This is a genomic window from Paraburkholderia sediminicola (assembly GCF_046027355.1).
GTDB classification, from domain to species: Bacteria; Pseudomonadota; Gammaproteobacteria; order Burkholderiales; family Burkholderiaceae; genus Paraburkholderia; species Paraburkholderia sediminicola_B.
Window position 1 is genome coordinate 216,114 of the sequence record NZ_JAQQEK010000007.1, and the last position, 17,333, is coordinate 233,446.

General features: G+C 61.5%; 11 protein-coding genes. All 11 read right to left on the reverse strand.

The genetic code is table 11. The annotated features are described in order from the left end of the window. Positions 1-7: 7 nt before the first annotated feature. Positions 8-4,012 (reverse strand): glycosyltransferase, encoded by a 4,005-nt coding sequence (locus tag PQR42_RS14735; RefSeq protein ID WP_408493657.1) that lies wholly within the window; start codon positions 4,010-4,012, stop codon positions 8-10. 122 nt (positions 4,013-4,134) lie between these two features. Beyond that, entirely contained in the window at positions 4,135-5,610 is a 1,476-nt protein-coding gene (locus PQR42_RS14740; protein WP_408214850.1) for an ABC transporter ATP-binding protein, read from the reverse strand. 88 nt (positions 5,611-5,698) lie between these two features. Continuing rightward, positions 5,699-8,152, reverse strand: coding sequence for a glycosyltransferase (locus PQR42_RS14745; protein ID WP_408385358.1), 2,454 nt, complete (start codon positions 8,150-8,152; stop codon positions 5,699-5,701). Positions 8,153-8,209: 57 nt separating this feature from the next. Then, complete coding sequence (locus PQR42_RS14750; protein WP_408385356.1) at positions 8,210-8,998, reverse strand: ABC transporter permease; 789 nt, start codon at positions 8,996-8,998, stop codon at positions 8,210-8,212. 229 nt (positions 8,999-9,227) lie between these two features. Then, positions 9,228-11,399 carry a glycosyltransferase family 2 protein gene (locus PQR42_RS14755; RefSeq protein ID WP_408385354.1) on the reverse strand — a complete coding sequence of 724 codons (2,172 nt, stop codon included), beginning with the start codon at positions 11,397-11,399 and terminating at the stop codon, positions 9,228-9,230. A gap of 84 nt (positions 11,400-11,483) precedes the next feature. Then, on the reverse strand, positions 11,484-12,380 hold the full coding sequence (locus PQR42_RS14760) for a glycosyltransferase family 2 protein (protein WP_408385352.1): 897 nt from the start codon (positions 12,378-12,380) through the stop codon (positions 11,484-11,486). Further along, the gene (gene rfbD / locus PQR42_RS14765; protein ID WP_408385351.1) at positions 12,377-13,273 is read right to left on the reverse strand and encodes a dTDP-4-dehydrorhamnose reductase; all 897 of its coding nucleotides are present in this window, start codon (positions 13,271-13,273) and stop codon (positions 12,377-12,379) included. Before rfbD ends, PQR42_RS14760 begins: the two co-directional genes overlap by 4 nt. 9 nt (positions 13,274-13,282) lie before the next feature. Then, on the reverse strand, positions 13,283-13,834 hold the full coding sequence (rfbC, locus tag PQR42_RS14770) for a dTDP-4-dehydrorhamnose 3,5-epimerase (protein ID WP_408385349.1): 552 nt from the start codon (positions 13,832-13,834) through the stop codon (positions 13,283-13,285). After that, a complete protein-coding gene (rfbA, locus tag PQR42_RS14775) occupies positions 13,819-14,712 on the reverse strand; it encodes a glucose-1-phosphate thymidylyltransferase RfbA (protein ID WP_408214865.1) in 894 nt (297 codons plus the stop codon). Before rfbA ends, rfbC begins: the two co-directional genes overlap by 16 nt. 10 nt (positions 14,713-14,722) lie before the next feature. Continuing rightward, entirely contained in the window at positions 14,723-15,784 is a 1,062-nt protein-coding gene (rfbB, locus tag PQR42_RS14780; protein WP_408385347.1) for a dTDP-glucose 4,6-dehydratase, read from the reverse strand. 466 nt (positions 15,785-16,250) lie between these two features. Further along, positions 16,251-17,162: a GDP-mannose 4,6-dehydratase gene (locus tag PQR42_RS14785; RefSeq protein WP_408385345.1), complete on the reverse strand. Its 912-nt coding sequence runs from the start codon at positions 17,160-17,162 to the stop codon at positions 16,251-16,253. Positions 17,163-17,333 lie beyond the last annotated feature (171 nt).

The following is a 17,333-nucleotide window of genomic DNA, read 5'->3' on the forward strand; positions in this document are numbered from 1 at the left end:
GGCAGCTTCAGACCACTTCGGGCCGCGCATCGGTCAACTTGAAGTAACGGCTTTGACGCTGAGGCAGATACGACGCATAGCGAACGCAATCGGCGTTCGTGCGGGTCAGGATGGCCGCGAAAATCTCCGCGTGCCGCGTGTAGGCCTCCATCGGTGTCATCGACTGGAACGACTGCTGCAAGCCCTCGCGCGGTTGGCGCGCCGGCCGCTCGGCGTGGTCGACAATCGTTCTGGCGAGTTCGTCGCGAACCGCGTGCAACTCCCACTCGTTTGCGATTGCCTGATAGAACTCGGTGCCGTCCAGTGTCGACCAGTCATCACGATAGGCGCGAATCACCGTGCTTGCCTCGCCAATCAACTGCTCGCGGGCGCCGCCGACGTCGGTGGCGATAACCGGCGCGTTACGCTGCAGGGCTTCTGATATCGCCAGACTCCAGCCTTCGGTAAAGGACGGCATCACGACTGCGCGCGCCAGATCGACGAATCGATAGACGTCGGACCGGTAGCCGGGCATCGACACCACGTCTTGCAGGCCGTGATGCGCGATGCGCTCCTGGAGCTGCGCGGCGTATCGGGCATCCGAGTGCTTGCCGAGGATCACGAGGCGGATATCGGGCCGCTTCGCATGCGCGATCGCAAATGCGTCGATCAGCAAGCCCTGCCCCTTCACCGGATTGATCGAAGCGACGTTGAGGAACACCGGACTATCCGCCGGAAAACCGAGTTCCTCGCGCAGCGCGAGGTCGCGCTCCGGTTCGAGCAAGGGCATCGCGCTGCCCGAGTCGCAGCCGTTCGGCACGACGATCATCCGGTCCGCGCTCAAGCGCAGGTTCACATCGGCGAACATCGCAACGTTAGCCGACACGCAGATATAGGCGTCCGTCACCTCATCCACGCGACGCCACTGTTCCTTGCCCGCCGCGTCGAGCCACATGTACATGTTATGCACGGTTTGGACAAAGGGGATTTTCAGTGAAGCGCAGACCTCGCCGAGCGACAGCGAATAGTGAGCATTGACGAGCGCCACCTTCCGCTCGACCAGCACTGCGCGAAGCTCAGTGGGATCGCTGGGCAGGCGCACGTAGTTGAACTGCCGTTGCTTGAGTTCGGCCTCGGCCTCGGTCGCGATTTCGCCCGTGACCCCGAGCATGGGCTGAAAGCCCGCCTTGCTCAAGCGGTGCAGCAAATCAAAGACCACACGTTCGAGACCGCCGACCATGAAGCTGTCGACCTGCAACATGACGACCGGTGCGACCGACGGGTTGAAGGCCGCCGCGTCCGGCACAATCAGCGACTGCGTGCTATTGGTCGCCGTCCAGAAACGGCGCGCGGAGTCGATGACGTTCGCGGGCGTCGCTTCGATCACCATGGGATGCAGCAGCGTCAGTCCCAGGAATACCTGATGGTCGAGTGCAATACACAAGTCCACATGGTCGTAGACGTCGCTGCGTAATGCATACGGATTGTCGCCCGCCCTGAACACGACGACGATCACCACGCCTGACGCTTGCCGCGTCAAAGACGGCAAGTCGGCCGCGGCGATAATTTTCAGTTGCGTGTCATCGGCAGTCAGGTCGCTCGCACCATGCTCGTTTGCCGGCAAGACAGACGCGAGCGTCTGGCTCGACGCCCAGCGAGGCGCGTCCGTATCGAACTGGCCGAGCCACTGCGCGACGCGTCGTTCGTCGAGCAACAACGGCGCATTGGGAAAGCGCTTGACGGGCGGGGGGGCCGAGGCGACCGGCGCAGGCTGGGGTACCTTGACTGCCGCGCGAGCCCGCCTGGCAAGCGCACGCAATACGCGACGCAACCGCGCCCCCAACGTTCGCGCAGCCGACGCGCGCAGCGCGTCGCCAACCAGCCGTTGTTCCTCGAGCGCCGCCGCGAGACGAGTTGTCTCTGCCTCGTCAGCAGCAACGGTCCGTTTGAGAGCCGCCACTTCGCTATCCTTCTGTCTAATCACGCCTTCGAGGCGAGCTTCCTCGTTCTTGCCTTGCTGAATGACGCCTTCCAGCCGATCGGCTTCGCCTCTCAACTCGCGGACGAAATCCTCCAGGCGTTGTGTCTCGCCGTACAGGAAGGTGTTGCGGTCCAACAGAGCCCCGATCTGCGTATCCTTTGCTTCGAACCCACGCTCGTAGAATCCCCGGTGTTCACGCCACACCAGTCCGGGGCGATACTCGGCGTCGGCGAGATAGTTCAGAAGATACGCACACCGCGCACCCAGTTCGGCCAGCTGCGAAACTTCCGGCAGGCCGAAGCTCAATGGCTTCGACAGGTCGCCGAGAATGTTGACCCAGTCGCCCGACAGAACCCGCTGGACTTCCCGCACCGCCCGCTCGAGATACTGTCGTGCGGTCTCATAGTCGCGGCGAACCACGGCAAAGCTTGCCGCCAGGTCGAGCGCAGCGACCGTCTTGGTGGCCAGCAGCGGACTAAAAGGAACCGGGTCCATCGCGGCGCACTTCAATGCCCACGCCTCGGCACCTTCCAGGTCACCTACCGCCTGCAAGAGTTTCGCGGCCACATAACTCTGCGAGATCGACCACCGCAGATACTGCGCGTCGTTCTTGTTCGTATCGAGGTACGCCTGAATTTCCCCCACGCAGGTGCGCACCGTTTCCGCCGAGGCCCGGGCGGCAAGCACGCGATAGGCGTGGCCGCAAAGCGCGGCGCCGTAGTCGGCGGTATCGTGCGGCGCCTGCTGCAAGACGCGCGCTTGCAGGCTGCCCAATGCAGCATCGTTGTCCATGCGCGTGCCGATGGTCACCATGCTCCTGAAGAGCCATGGATTCACCATGCCGCGTCCGTCCGGCAATACGTTGAACGCCGGCGAATCGGCGTGCTTGTACATCGTATCGACGAAAGCCGACGGATCCGCGCCGACGGGATCGCGCATCGAGACGACAATCAGATGGCCGTCATTGCCGGCCGTGCGCTCGTCGAGTCCTATCTTGCGCCATGCGAAGTCCGGCGGCACATCCGGCGGCGAAATAAAAGCGCATTCCGGCAGCCAGCTTGCGTGGGTCGAACCCGTACTCGAGCGCAGCAGTTCGACAGGAGACTGCGCTCCGACCGAAGCGTCGCCCGTGCTCTCCGGCGCCGTCGTGCCGAGAATCAATCGGCCACCCGGCCGCACGATGTCGGCGAGTCGCGGCCAGTCGAGCGGCGCGAAACGACGAACGTCGCGGCAAATCACCGCGTCGAAAGAATGACTTGCAAGGCCATGCAATTCCTCACCGGACCGCGGCTTGAAATCGACGCGTCCGGCCACGCCATATTGACTCGACGCATAGTCGCACTGCTGCGCGTCGGGCACGATGCCGAGCACGTGGCTCGCCGTCGAGTTCTGCGCAACGATGTAGGCACCGCTGCCAGCGCTATCGTCCAGCACGAGAACGGCGTCGCCGGCTCGCACGAAACTGCCGATCTGCGTGAACTCGGCGACTGCGGTTTGCGACGCCGGGTCGGTATGCAGCAAGACATCTTCGGCGGCCGCGGGGCGTTGCTCCGTCGACGCGTTTGCAGCACGCTCGAAAGCGCAGACTTCGTAGCCGCCCAACGGGGGCAGCGGACAAGTCAGCCGCGCGAATGTCAAACGGGCGTGGATGCGGAACCCGAGTTCGAAGGCTTGTGCTTTGACGTGGCCGCTAGAAGCATGGCCGTTTTCGCCTTGCGCGAGCGGGCTCATCAACGCGACGCTCGTGATGCCCGCATCCGCAATCAGCTTGAGCCAGACTGCGGCGTCGGCGGCCTTGCTGTCCGGCGGGAGAACCACGATCGCCGCGTCGAAAGAGTCGCGCTGGGCAATGTCGAGAGCGGGCGCCGTGACTGACGCCGCTTCGAGCCGATTTGACACGAACCGATGGTCGGCTTGCGCCCCGCCATCCGCGTCGAGCGAAAGCGCGTACGGATCGGTTCCCGCGGCCAGCAGGAAGTCGAGCGCATCAGCGGCATGCGCGCCGATGTACAGGATCTTGCCGTGCCCGAAACAGGTTACGCACTGGCGCAAGCATGCTCGCACATCGTGGCTTGAAAACACGGTCATACAGTCAACACCAAGGTTTTGTACGGCGAGCCGTTTTGTCGAAGGACGCCAGCCGCTCCTGGTTGTTGCGACTGGCAGGCGTTCACTTACGAGGCTTCGCCGGTGGGTGCTTCAAGTTCGGCGCGCATGTGCAGATCGCACACGCCGCCGAAGAAATGCGTGTCGACGCGCGCGCGGACCATGAAGAACGCGGCTTCGTCGATCCAGTGCAAGATCGCCTGATCGGAGAAATTCATCGACTCCTGGTGGATCAGCGAGGCCTGCACTTCGTAGAAATTTTCGCCGAGTGAGCAGGAGTCCATCGTGAAGACGACGGAATGCTCCTCGCCCGCGCGGAACTTGCGGTTCCAGAAAATGAAGCCGTCCTGCTTGCCGGCGATCAGCTCGGCGTCCTGGTTGAACGTCCCCCAGGAGTACATCTTGATGCCTTCCTTGTTGCGGATACGCAGGTTGACATAGAGCTTGTCCATGTCTTCCCGGATCGAGAATTTCACCACGATCTTGACCGTATCGCCGGTGTAGAACGTCGTGCATTGCTCGCCCGCGCCGTCCAGTACGGTGACGTCCGTAATCATCGCTTCCAGGCTGCCGAATTCGAACTTGCCCCCTTCGTTGCGCGCCTCGGTTTCCATCTGATCCGCTGCGTCCGCGACATTCGACACGGCTTGCGCAAGGTGCCCCTCGGCGGCAGCGGCCTCGAGCGGCTCGGCCGTCGCGGCGGGCGCCGTCAACTGCGGCGACTCGACGGGCGCCGCGACCTTCGGTGCGGTGTCCGCCTTGAGCGCCTGCTTGTGTTCGGCGATCTCCTTCTGCTTGGCGAGGTTTTCCTCGTCGTGCAACAGCTTGCGATAGGCCAGCACGACTTCGCCGGACGGCCCTGCCGCCATGACCTCGCCGTGGTGAAGCAAAATAGCGCGGTCCGTAAATGTTCGAACGGACTCGATGTCGTGCGACACGAACAGAATCGCCACGCCACGATCCCGCAGCTGACGAATGCGCTGATAGCAGCGCTTCTGGAACAGCGCGTCGCCGACCGCCAGTGCCTCGTCGACGATCAGCACGTCCGGGTTCAGTTGCACCTGCACGGCAAATGCGACGCGCACCATCATCCCGCTCGAGTAGTGCTTGACGGGTTGGTCGAAGAAATCGCCGATCGCCGCGAAGCGGATGATCTCCGGCATGGCCGCGTCCATCTCCTTGCGCGACAAGCCGAGAATCGAGCCGTTCAGATACGCGTTCTCGCGGCCCGTAAATTCCGGATTGAAACCGCTGCCCAGTTCCAGCAGAGCCGCGACCCGGCCGTGCACCTCCACGTCGCCCTGAGTGGGCGACAGCACGCCGGCGATGATCTGCAGCAGCGTCGACTTACCGGCGCCGTTGCGGCCCACGATACCCACCGCTTCGCCCTTCTTCACGTTGAAGGAGATGTTGCGCAGCGGCCAGAATTCGCCGAAAAACTGGCGACGGCCACGAAGCAGCATCTGCGCCAGCCGATGGTGCGGCTTCGCATAAAGTTCGTAACGCTTGCTCAGCTCGCGAACGTGGATAGCTATATCGTCCAAGACCACTCTCTTTGTTGATGAACAGCTTTACACAAAGCTGTGATCGGGAGCCGCCCGCCTCTCGTACGCGGCGGCCCCGGTTAGCCGACTAGGTCAGCGCCTCGATGAGTTCCTTCTCGCCGGTGGCCTTCTGCTCGACCAGCCGCTCGCAGATGAGCCGGTTGTGCGCGGCCATCTCCATGCGCGTCGCCGCGTCCGGGATGAGCCCCTTGGCAAAATCCTCGACGTTCACGTAACGCATGCCGTACGTATTGAAGTCGCCGATGTTGGGCGTATCCACGATGGGCACGATGCCGAACGCGAGATACTCGATCAACTTCGTCGGGCAGGATACGTGGTTCACCACCATGTCGTCCCGTAGAATGAAGCCGAAATGGCAGTGCTGATACACCTCGTTGAGCTCAGCGCGCGTCGCGCTGGCCACATGGAAGTTCGGGTGGCTTTGAACCTCGGGCGCCGCCGCTTTTCTCATCACGTCGACATCCGGCGTGTACATCCACCAGTCGGCGTGTTCCAGAGCTCGCGCGACCACGTTCATCATGGCGGGTACGTTTTGCCACTTCTGCGTGCCGCCGGCATAAATGACCGTCGGTCGGCCATTCTTGTAGGGCCGCACCGCTTCACTGCCCTCTTCCAGGGCGAAGATCGGCAACACGATCACTTTCGCGCGCAGCAGCTCGCGGTACTTGTGCGCGAGATAATTGCCCATGGCCTGCGACACGACGATCACACGGCTCGCTTTCTCCACCGCCATGCGCTCGCAATCGTCATGGATGCGCGCGGAGAAGAAATCATTGTGCATCCGAAATTCTTCGGGCACGACACCGTGCACGTCGAGCACCCATTTCAGGCCCGGTACGCGGAGCGCCGCTTCGGCGGCCGCATTCGGCATGCGCAGGACGCTGTGGAAATAAACGCGCTTGAAGCGGCGCGCCAGTAGCGCCACGACCCGGCATTGATTGACCGAATGCAGGGAGATATTGAGAACCCACGCGTTGTGCGCCGCCCTTTCGATAAAAGGCTTGGCCTCCGGATGACCTCGCACATCGCAATACACCCTTTGCTTCGAGGGAAACAGCGAATCGATCGCCTTCACGCGCTGGAAGTAGCCGTCGCGTTCACGCTCTTTGGTCGGATACGGAGCGAAGAAAAGAATTCCTTCGCCGTGGAGCATCAGTTGCAACAATTCGTATCCGCGCACGAGGCGGCTCACCTTCGAGGTGGGGAATTGCGCCGCGCGAGCCAGCCGGTTCGTCACGCGCTGCATCAGTCCGAGCGGCTTGTCTTGCGGCTTGGCCGCTTGCATTGCGGCAAGTTCGCGAGCCATGCCCGCCGTCCTGGCGACCAGCGCGTCCAGGTCGTGAGCGAGCGATTCGAACCGAACCGTCATGCGCTGCACGATCTCCGGCGAAACCGCTTCGCCGTCCGTCGACAGGTATTGCTCGATGTCCGCGTCGATGCTGCTGACCACGGGGAGCAAGGAAGCCGCCGACGCACGTTCGTCGACATGACGCCCCATCACCAGTGAACGGAGGTCGGTCAACCCCTCCGCTTGCATGCGCGCAATTTCGCCGCTCAGGTGCTTCGAATAGCCCTCGAGGCCTTCCACGAGCGTGCGCATCTGGCGCGCGTACAGGTGATGCGTTTCAAGGTGAATCGGAAACCGCTTCGGCGAGGCAATCGCAAACAACGAATCCTGCGTCCAGGCGGTCACGGACAGGCGCGTGCGGTCTTGCCATGCGCGACCATGCTTTTCTTCGAAACGCGCGCGGTTCTGCGCGGCGAATCCTTGCGCCTCGACGACATCCAGTTTGCCGAACGATGCCGAGCCCCAGTGATGGATATACACATCACGCGCCACATGCATTTTGAAACCGCCTTCCAGAATGCGGACGCAATGATCGTCGTCTTCGTAGGCGCCTGGAAAGAAGCGCTCGTCGAGCGTGCCCACGCGTTCGATCAGCTCGCGCGAAAACAGCACGCAGTAATAGCTCAGGAAGTCGCTGTCGACCGTCAGGCCGAGCCAGCCTTCGCGCCGGCGAATGGCGAACTCGGTGAGCACGGGCATATCGAGCGCGGCGCTGCCTTCGCCCAGTCTGTTGCGGTCGCCGAGATGGTAGGGAATGGGAATGCCCTGCTCATTGTTCGACGCGTTGGTCAGCGGGCCGATCGCATCCTTATCCGCCTCGACGAGGTAGTCCAGCCAATGGTCGGTGACGATGACATCGCTATTGAGCAGGCAGATATGCGTGATCGTCGGGTCCGACAGGCAGTACTCGATACCGACGTTGTTGCCGCCGGAAAACCCGAGGTTCTTCTCTTGCTGAAAGAATTTGCCTTGCAAGCCATGCTGGGCGACGGCGTTGTCGAACGTGGCCTGCACGGCGGCACGCTCAGGCGGCCGGGATGCGTTATCGATCGCGGCCACCACGAATTCCGTATCGCTTCGGGTCTTGATCAGACTCTCGATCGCAAGCGCGAACACCTCCGCTGAATTGAAGGTTACGATAACAATCCCAACACGCGCCTTCTTGCTATTCATTATATTAATCCAATACCTGCCGACGTTAATTCGACTTATACCTTTTAAGCGAATTTCTTAAAGCACATCCGGAAATCCTTTTTTGGATTTCATGAAAAACCAGTAGCATGCGCATAGAAAAGCAATCGAAATCGCCAGCTGAATAATCATGCCGACCGGATCGGGCCATTCGCCAAAGAAAAATGCGTGCCGTACGTTTTCCAGCACCGGAGTAAAAGGATTCATCGCGACCGCGAATCGCAGGATTTTCGGCACCATGTCGAGCGGATAAAACACCGGGCTCAGATACATGATCGCCATGGAAATCGGCGGCACCAGCAGCTTGATGTCGGGCAGATACACGCCGAGCGACGCCAGCAGATACGTCACGCCCAGCACGGCGAAAAACATCGGCAACAAGACAATCGGCAGCGCAATGGCGGACAGCGGCGGCAAGCCGACGAACACCAGGTTGAACAGGAGCAGAAGACCGTAGCCGATCGCCGCGTTCACGACCGCGGACAAGGTAATGGCGAGCGGCAATACTTCGAGCGGGAACACGACCTTTTTGATGAAGTTCGGATTCTCGCGCATCAGCATCGGCGCGCGCAGAAAGCATTCGGAAAAGAACGTGTAAGTGATCAGTCCGCTGAAAAGAATCAGCGCGGACGCCTTACTGTTTAACCCTTCGCCTGCCCAGCGCGCCTTAAACACGACGCTAAAAACAAAGAAATAGACCAGCAAAGTGAGGATTGGCGTAACGATCATCCAGACGGAGCCGAGCGCCGAACCGCGGAATTTAGTCGCAAGGTCACGGCGGACAAAGTCCCACAAGAGCGACCGATGCCGCAAAACAGAAATTTGCATTGATAGATTCCGACAAACCGTCTGCGTTTCGATTGTCCAAACCGATACAAACGGTGCTAAAAATTCCGGCGCCGTGTTGACAGGCGCGCCGGAACGTAATGAATATTTCTGGATACAGCCGCCGCCATCTTAACCCGGCATTCTGCCGTAGCGGACTGAACCCAGTCAAATCAGGCCCTGCGTGCCGCAAAGCCCTTCGTGCAGGCGTCAGGCCGCCTGCACCGCGCAGCTATTCGAACTGACCGATGCGCGGCGGCGACGCCAGCGTAAACGGCAGAACCTCGCAGCTGAGCGACAGATTGGGGTTGTATGCCGGGTCCCGTTCGAACCAGCCCTCCCAGCGCGCCTCCATGCGGCGAATCTCGCTCACGAAGCGCTCGTACTTCACGGGGTCATGATCCGAGCCGCGCGTGGCCGATTCGTGGTGGTACAGCTCGGCATACGGCGTCCAGATATTGCGGTAGCCCGCTTTCAGAAGCTTCATGCAGAAGTCCACGTCGTTGAAGGCGACCGCGAGTTCTTCTTCCAGGCCGCCCACTTCGTCGTAAACCGACTTCTTGACGACGAGGCAGGCCGCGGTCACCGCCGACAGATTCTGCGTCGCCACCGCGCGGCCGAAGTATCCGTAATGCCCGCGCTTCATCATGTGATGCATGTGGCCGGCGATCCCGCCGAGACCGAGCACCACGCCGCCGTGCTGCAACGCGTCATTCGGATACCACAGACAGGCGCCCACCGCGCCGGCGCGCGGCAGATTGGCCAGACTGACCATTTCATTCAACCAGTCCGGCGAGATCACTTCGATATCGTTATTCAACAGACACAGGAATTCGCCGGTCGCCACGCGCGCCGCGTGATTATTCAGAGCCGAGAAATTGAACGGCGATTCATCGTGCAAAACACGCACATTGGGACGCTGAGACACTTCGTCGAAATATCTCAGCGTCTCCGGCTTCACGCTGCCGTTGTCGACAATGATGATTTCGAAATTCTGATAAAGCGTCCGCGCAAAAATACTGTCCAGACATTGCTTGAGCAGCGCGAGCCCATCCCGCGTCGGAATGATGATCGACACTTTGGGCTGCGGACTCGGCAGCGTATAGCGCACGCGCAGCACGCCGAGTGTTTCGATCGGGTGCTCGACCGTCGCGCTGATGTTGGCCCGCTTCAGGTGATCTTCCAGCGCGCGAATCGCGGCGATCAGCGCATAGGGCTTCTCGCTGCCGCTGCCCGCCGTGCTGCCGGGCACGATGCGCCAGTGATACAGCACATGCGGAATGTGGATCACGCTATCGTCGCCGGCAAGTTCCACGCAGCGCAACGCCAGGTCGTAATCCTGGCTGCCTTCGAAGCCCTTCCTGAAGCCGCCCGCTTCCCGAACCAGCTTGGTCTCGAACACGCCCAGATGCGAAAACATGTTCTGCGTCAGGAACATTTGCGGGTTCCAGTCGCACTTGAAGTAAGGCGTGGTGCGCTTGCCCTCCGTGGTGAGCTTGTCTTCGTCGCTGTAGAACATCCGGCCTTGCGGATGCAGATTGATATATCGCGCCACCATGTACAGCGCGTGCGGCGGCAGCAGGTCGTCGTGATCCAGCAAGGCGACGTATTCGCCCGTTGCAAGCGCGAGCGCACTATTGCTGGCTTCGGAAATGTGGCCGTTCGTCTCGCGGAAGACGACCTTGATGCGGCTGTCGGCAGCGGCCAGCTCCTGCAGGACGACCTTGACGTGCGGCTGGGTCGACGCGTCGTCCGCGATACACAGCTCCCAATGCGGATAGATCTGCGCCTGAACCGAGGCAACCATTTCGCGCAGCAAACGTTCGTCGCTATTGAACGTGGGCACGACGACGGAGAACAGCGGCTTGCGCGCAAGCCGGCCGATATCCGCTTCGATTTCGCGTTGCCTGGTCGGCGTAATCGTGTCGTACAGGCTGATCCACTCGTGGTAGACCTCGTCACGCGGCGGACCATCGGCGAAACCGCGGCCGCTTTTGAGCCGGCGCACGCGCGCCACGACGCCTGGCAGACCTTCGCGCCGGATCGTCGACGCGTAGTAGCCCAACGCGCTACCCAGCCCGCCCCTGACCTCGGCCTGCCGGCTAATGGTGCTGAATGCGAGGCGTACTGCCAGCACGACGCGGGCAAGCGAGCGCAGCGGCGCCGTCACCCGCCACGAGGTCGAATTGATTAAAGCGGCATTCTCAACTTCCAGTTTCAGAATCCGATTGTTCAGCTTCGCGATCGACTCACCATCGCGCAGCGCATCATCAAGCAGTTTTTCGAGCAGTGCCACACGCCCCTGAAGATGGCGCGTATCCTCCGCGCCATGCGACAACGGCTCATCTTGGGAGACGTCCTGACTGACTACATCCTGCTGATGCTCACCAAATTTTGTGTTCATGCATTTCCTTCCTGCTCATCCGACGAGCTGACTGCTGCTCGTAGGGTTCCTGACCAATGGCACTGACTACCGCCGCACCGCGTTCTAAAGCCTGCCCAACCGCCCGCGAATGCCATCCCACATTCCAAGCAACGCCATTTTCAAATGGGCCATCCGCTGCGAGGGCATCAATGAATAGATGACGAGCCGCACGGGAAATTTGACCAGTTCGGACGACTTCCACGTCCAGGGCACGTAGGAACGGCCAATCAGCACAACGGCATTGCGGAACAGGTAGTAGTGGCGCAACGGGCTATGCATGGGATACGCGCGGCCCAGTACGCGGACCGGCTCGCCGCCGAGTTCATGGCTCATGTGCACCCACGGCACGCCCAGCACCCGATAGCCCTTCTGCTTGGCACGCACACACCATTCCAGGTCGACAAAATCGATGAAAAGCGCGTCGTCCATCGGACCGATGCTCGACCACCAGCGCAGGTTGATGCACGACCCCGACGAAATCAGGAAGTCGACCTCGATGGGCTGATCGCCCTGCGGCACGATCCGCTCCAGCGTGCCCCACTTGAAGCGCACGAACGGCGCGAGGCCGCGCAGGCGCGCATCTTCGTAGGCCGGGCCCGCCAGCGCGACACGCTCGCCCGATGCGTTGGCCGCGTCGATGACCTTCGGCAACTCGGTGAATAGCGACGCGGGCGGCTCGCTGTCCTGATCGAAGATGATCGCCATGTCGAAGCCGCCGCGAATCAGCGCTTCGACGCCCTGATTGATCGCTGTCGCGATACCCGCGTTCTCACCGTTGGGCAGGTATTCGATCGCGCCGGCTAGTCCCAGCTCGCTCGCCGGGCGCACGCCCGGCGTGTTGTCGACCACCACGCAATGCATCCTTGCGGCGAGCCGGTTGGCCCGCTCGATACAGGCCGCATCGGGGTTGTAGAAAACAACGACGGCACCCGTACGCGATGTCAGCGGCGTGCTGCTCAACGCTCGGCCAGACAAAGTTGCAAGGCGTCGCGCCAGTCCGGCGCTTGCACGCCGAACGTCCGCGCAAGCTTGTCATTCGACATGCGCGAGTTGCCGGGCCGCTTCGCCGGCGTCGGATAGGAAGCAGCCGGGATCGGTTTGACGGTCGGCGTTTTCGCCAGACCCGACAGTTCGAAAATGGCCTCGGCAAAACCGTGCCACGACGCCGAGCCCGTCGCGGTCAGGTGATAAACGCCTGAATGCTGCTGCCACCAGTCGCTCTGGCCCGGCGCCGCCGCCTGCGCGAGTACGTTCGCAGTGAGCGCCGCAATCGTTTTCGACCAGGTCGGCGCGCCGACCTGATCGGCGACCACGCTCAATTCGTCGCGCTCCGCGCCGAGGCGCAGCATCGTCAGCAGGAAGTTCTTGCCGCGCGTGCCGTACACCCAACTCGTGCGGAAAATGAGGTGCGCGCAGCCGCTCGCGGCGATGGCCTGCTCGCCGGCCAGCTTGGTGCGCCCGTACGCGTTTTGCGGATCGGTGGGATCGTCTTCGACGTAGGCGCCGTCTTTCTCGCCGTTGAACACGTAGTCGGTCGAATAGTGAACCAGCGCCGCGCCCAGCTTTTTCGCTTCTTCAGCGAGCACGCCCGGCACCTCGCCGTTGATGCGCATGGCGAGATCGAGTTCCTCTTCCGCCTTGTCGACCGCGGTATAGGCTGCGGGATTGACGATCAGCGCCGGCCGGATGTTGCGCACCACGGCACGAACCTGATCCGGATCGGACAGATCCATCGCGGCGCGGTCCACCGCGACCACGGTGCCGAGCCCTTGCAGCGTACGCGCGAGCTCGAAACCCACCTGGCCGTTCACACCGGTGACGAGGATCGTCCGCTTGGCATCATGTGCGCTCATGCCAACCCCTTATGCGAAGACGTCAGCATCGGCCAGAAGCTTGGCTGCGGCGTCTTTCGCCGCCAGCAGCGGCTCTTCGTCGATCGGCCACTCGATGCCGATCGACGGATCGTTCCAGACGATGCTGCGCTCGTGTTCGGGATACCAGTAGTCGGTGGTCTTGTAGAGGAACTGCGCGGATTCGGACAGCACCACGAACCCATGCGCAAAACCGGGCGGCACCCACAATTGCCGATGGTTCTCGACCGACAAAACCACGCCGGCCCATTTGCCGAAATTCGGCGAACTCTTGCGGATGTCGACAGCGACGTCGAACACTTCACCTTCGACGACGCGCACGAGCTTGCCCTGCGCATTCTGGACCTGATAATGCAATCCACGCAGCACGCCCTTCGCGGAGCGCGAATGGTTGTCCTGCACGAACTCGACGCCCGGCTCGACCTGCTCGGCGAACTCCTTCGCGTTGAAGCTCTCGAAGAAAAAACCTCTCGCATCGCCGAACACCTTCGGCTCGATGATCTTGACTTCAGGCAACGCGGTAGCGGTTACTTGGATGGCCATGCCACTTGATCCGTAAGAATGTTTTGCAGATATTGCCCGTAGGCATTTTTGGCGAGCGGTTTGGCGAGCGCCTGCAGCTGCTCGCCGTCGATCCACTGTTGCCGGTAAGCAATCTCTTCCGGACACGCGACCACCAGGCCCTGACGCTTCTGCAGCGTGGCGATGAAGGTCGCCGCTTCGATCAGCGAATCATGCGTGCCGGTATCGAGCCACGCGTAGCCACGGCCCATGATTTCGACTTCGAGCGCGGCGTTGGCGAGATAACGCGAGTTGACGTCGGTGATTTCAAGTTCGCCACGCGGCGACGGCTTGATGTCCGCAGCGATGTCGCACACCTGCTTGTCGTAGAAGTACAGACCCGTGACCGCGTAGTTCGAACGCGGCCTGGCCGGCTTCTCCTCGATCGACAGCGCGCGGAACTGCTTGTCGAATTCGACCACGCCATAACGTTCAGGATCGTGCACGTGGTACGCAAAGACCGTGGCGCCTTCCACTTTCTCATTGGCGCGCTCGAGTTGCTTCGCGAGATCGTGGCCGTAGAAAATGTTGTCGCCGAGAATCAGCGCCGACGGATCGTTGCCCACAAAGTCCCGCCCGATGATGAACGCCTGCGCGAGTCCGTCCGGCGACGGCTGAACCGCGTACTGGATGTTCATGCCCCACTGGCTGCCATCGCCCAGCATCGCTTCGAAGCGCGGCGTGTCCTGCGGCGTCGAAATGATCAGCACATCGCGAATGCCCGCCACCATCAGCGTGGACAGCGGATAGTAGATCATCGGCTTGTCGTAGACGGGCAGCAGCTGCTTGGAGACCACATGCGTGATCGGGTACAGGCGTGTGCCCGATCCGCCCGCGAGAATAATGCCTTTGCGCGCCATTGCCGTGCCTTTACGCGCGCTGCGCGTAGTTGGTCTCAACCCACTTGCGATAGTCACCGGAGGCGACTTCGTCCGACCACTCCTGATTGTCCAGATACCACTGGACCGTCTTCGCCAGACCCGTTTCGAACGTTTCCGCCGGCTTCCAGCCGAGTTCGCGTTCGAGCTTGCGGGCGTCGATTGCATAACGGCGGTCGTGGCCCGGACGGTCCTTCACATAGGTGATCTGATCGCGGTACGACGCGCCCGTCTTCGGACGCAACTGATCGAGCAGGTCGCACAGCGTGTGGACGACCTCGAGGTTCTTCTTCTCGTTCCAGCCGCCGACGTTGTACGTCTCGCCCGGCGTGCCGCGCGCGAGCACTTCGCGGATCGCGCTGCAATGGTCGCCGACATACAGCCAGTCGCGCACGTTCTGACCGTCGCCATAGACCGGCAGCGGCTTGCCGCCGAGCGCGTTGGCGATCATCAGCGGAATCAGTTTCTCGGGGAACTGGTACGGACCGTAGTTGTTCGAGCAGTTCGTGGTGAGCACCGGCAGGCCATACGTATGATGGTAGGCGCGCACCAGATGGTCGGAACCCGCCTTGGTGGCCGAGTAAGGGCTATTCGGCGCGTACGGCGTCGTTTCAGAGAATTGCGGATCGGTAGCGGAGAGCGAGCCGAATACTTCGTCGGTCGACACGTGCAGGAAACGGAACGCGGCCTTGTCGGCCTCGCCGAGCGCAGTCCAGTACTGGCGGGCCGCCTCGAGCAGCGTGAAGGTGCCGACCACGTTCGTTTGCACGAAATCAGCCGGGCCATGGATCGAACGATCCACATGGCTCTCGGCCGCGAAATGCAGCACGGCACGCGGCTTATGCTCGGCAAAGAGCGCGTCGAGCGCGGCGCGATCGCAGATATCCGCACGCACGAAGATGTGCTTCGGATTGTTTTGTTGCGATTTGAGCGTACCCAGATTGCCGGCGTATGTCAGCTTGTCCACGTTCAGTACCGCTTCGTCCGACGCATTGAGCCAGTCGAGCACGAAATTGGCGCCGATAAAACCGGCGCCGCCCGTTACCAGAATCATGAAATTCCCTTCTAGATGTTGGTGGCAGGTCGAAATAGGTTGATTGACCTGCTACCTAGCGTTGTGGTGCGGAATCTTGTCGACGCCCGCCGCCGCCCTTGGCACTGCGGGCGGGCGCTCAAACGCCAATCTTATGAAGCCCCAATTATAAAGCCGCCAAAGGCAAAAACTAGAACCCTAACAACTTGAAACAGCTTGACAAGTTTGGTTTCCATCATTTAATTCGGCCGTCACTTCCAGGACGAATGTCGCTGTGAACGGCCACAAGCATGATGGAGCGCCGCGCCGATGCAACGGCTAGCAGCCTATGCGGCGCGTGATGCGCCGGGAAAACGGGAGGCAGACGCCGCACACGTCTGAACAAATCAGCATGCAATGCGAAGCATTATGATTGTTTATACGCGCACGAAAGCCGCGCGTCACCATAACGCAAAAAGATGGCGGATCGCCGCGCGGATGCGGCCGATTACGCCGCCAGCATCCAGCGCAGCGTATCCATGAACGGAATTGCCTCGACTTTCGGCACGAGCGTGCGCAGTTTGGCGGGCGAACCGGCCAGCATTTTGACATCGGTTTGCCGCACGAAAGCGGGATTGATCTGAATCTCGAGCTCATGCCCCGTCAGATCGCTCGCCGCCGAGAGGATTTCGCGCAACGTAAAGGGCGTGCCGGTGCAGACATTGACTGTTTCCGAGGCGGCCTCGGAGTCGAGCAACGCTTCATAGGCGCTCGCCACGTAGCGCACGTCGGAGAAATCGCGCGCGACGTCGATATTGCCGAGTTCGATCGACGGTTCGCGGCGCGCGAAGTGCTCGACGATCTTCGGCACGAGGAAGTTGGACGCCTGGCCGCGGCCGGTATAGTTGAACGGCCGCACGATCAGGATCGGCAAGCGGTCGAACCAGGTCCGCACCATCGTTTCCATCGCCGCCTTGCTGGCTGCGTAGTGATTGACCGGCGTGACCGGAAAGCTCTCGTCGATGGCGTCGCTCGTCACGTTGCCGTAGACGTTCGCGCTGCTCGCGATCAGCAGCTTGCGCGGCGTATGGCCGACGGAGGCGCACGCCTCCAGCAGATTCAGCGTGCCGATCACGTTGACGCGGTAAAAGTCGAGCGGATCGTTATGGCCTACGAAGCTGATCGCAGCCAGATGGACAATGTAGTCGGGCCGCGCGATTTCGATCACGCGCCGGCAGGCCTCTGGCGACGTGATGTCGAGCCTCAGGCGCGTCGGCGTTTCCGGCTCGTTGCGCCCGGCGACCGTTTCGATCACCGTGTGGCCGCGACCGAGCAGGTTGTCGACCAGATAGCGGCCCGTGAAGCCGCTCGCCCCGGTGACGAGCGTACGGATAGGTTGCCCTGCATGAAAAGACGACATGCTTTCTCCATTCATGAAAGTCATCCTGTTGTGACGCAATATCGCGGGGTCCTGCACCGAGCCGCTTGCCAGCGGCCCCTGACGCGATATCAACCCTTCAAACGGGCTATTATGTCACGCTAATATGTTGCATTGCCCAACGCGGCACGCCTCGTGCGTAACAGCGTGTAT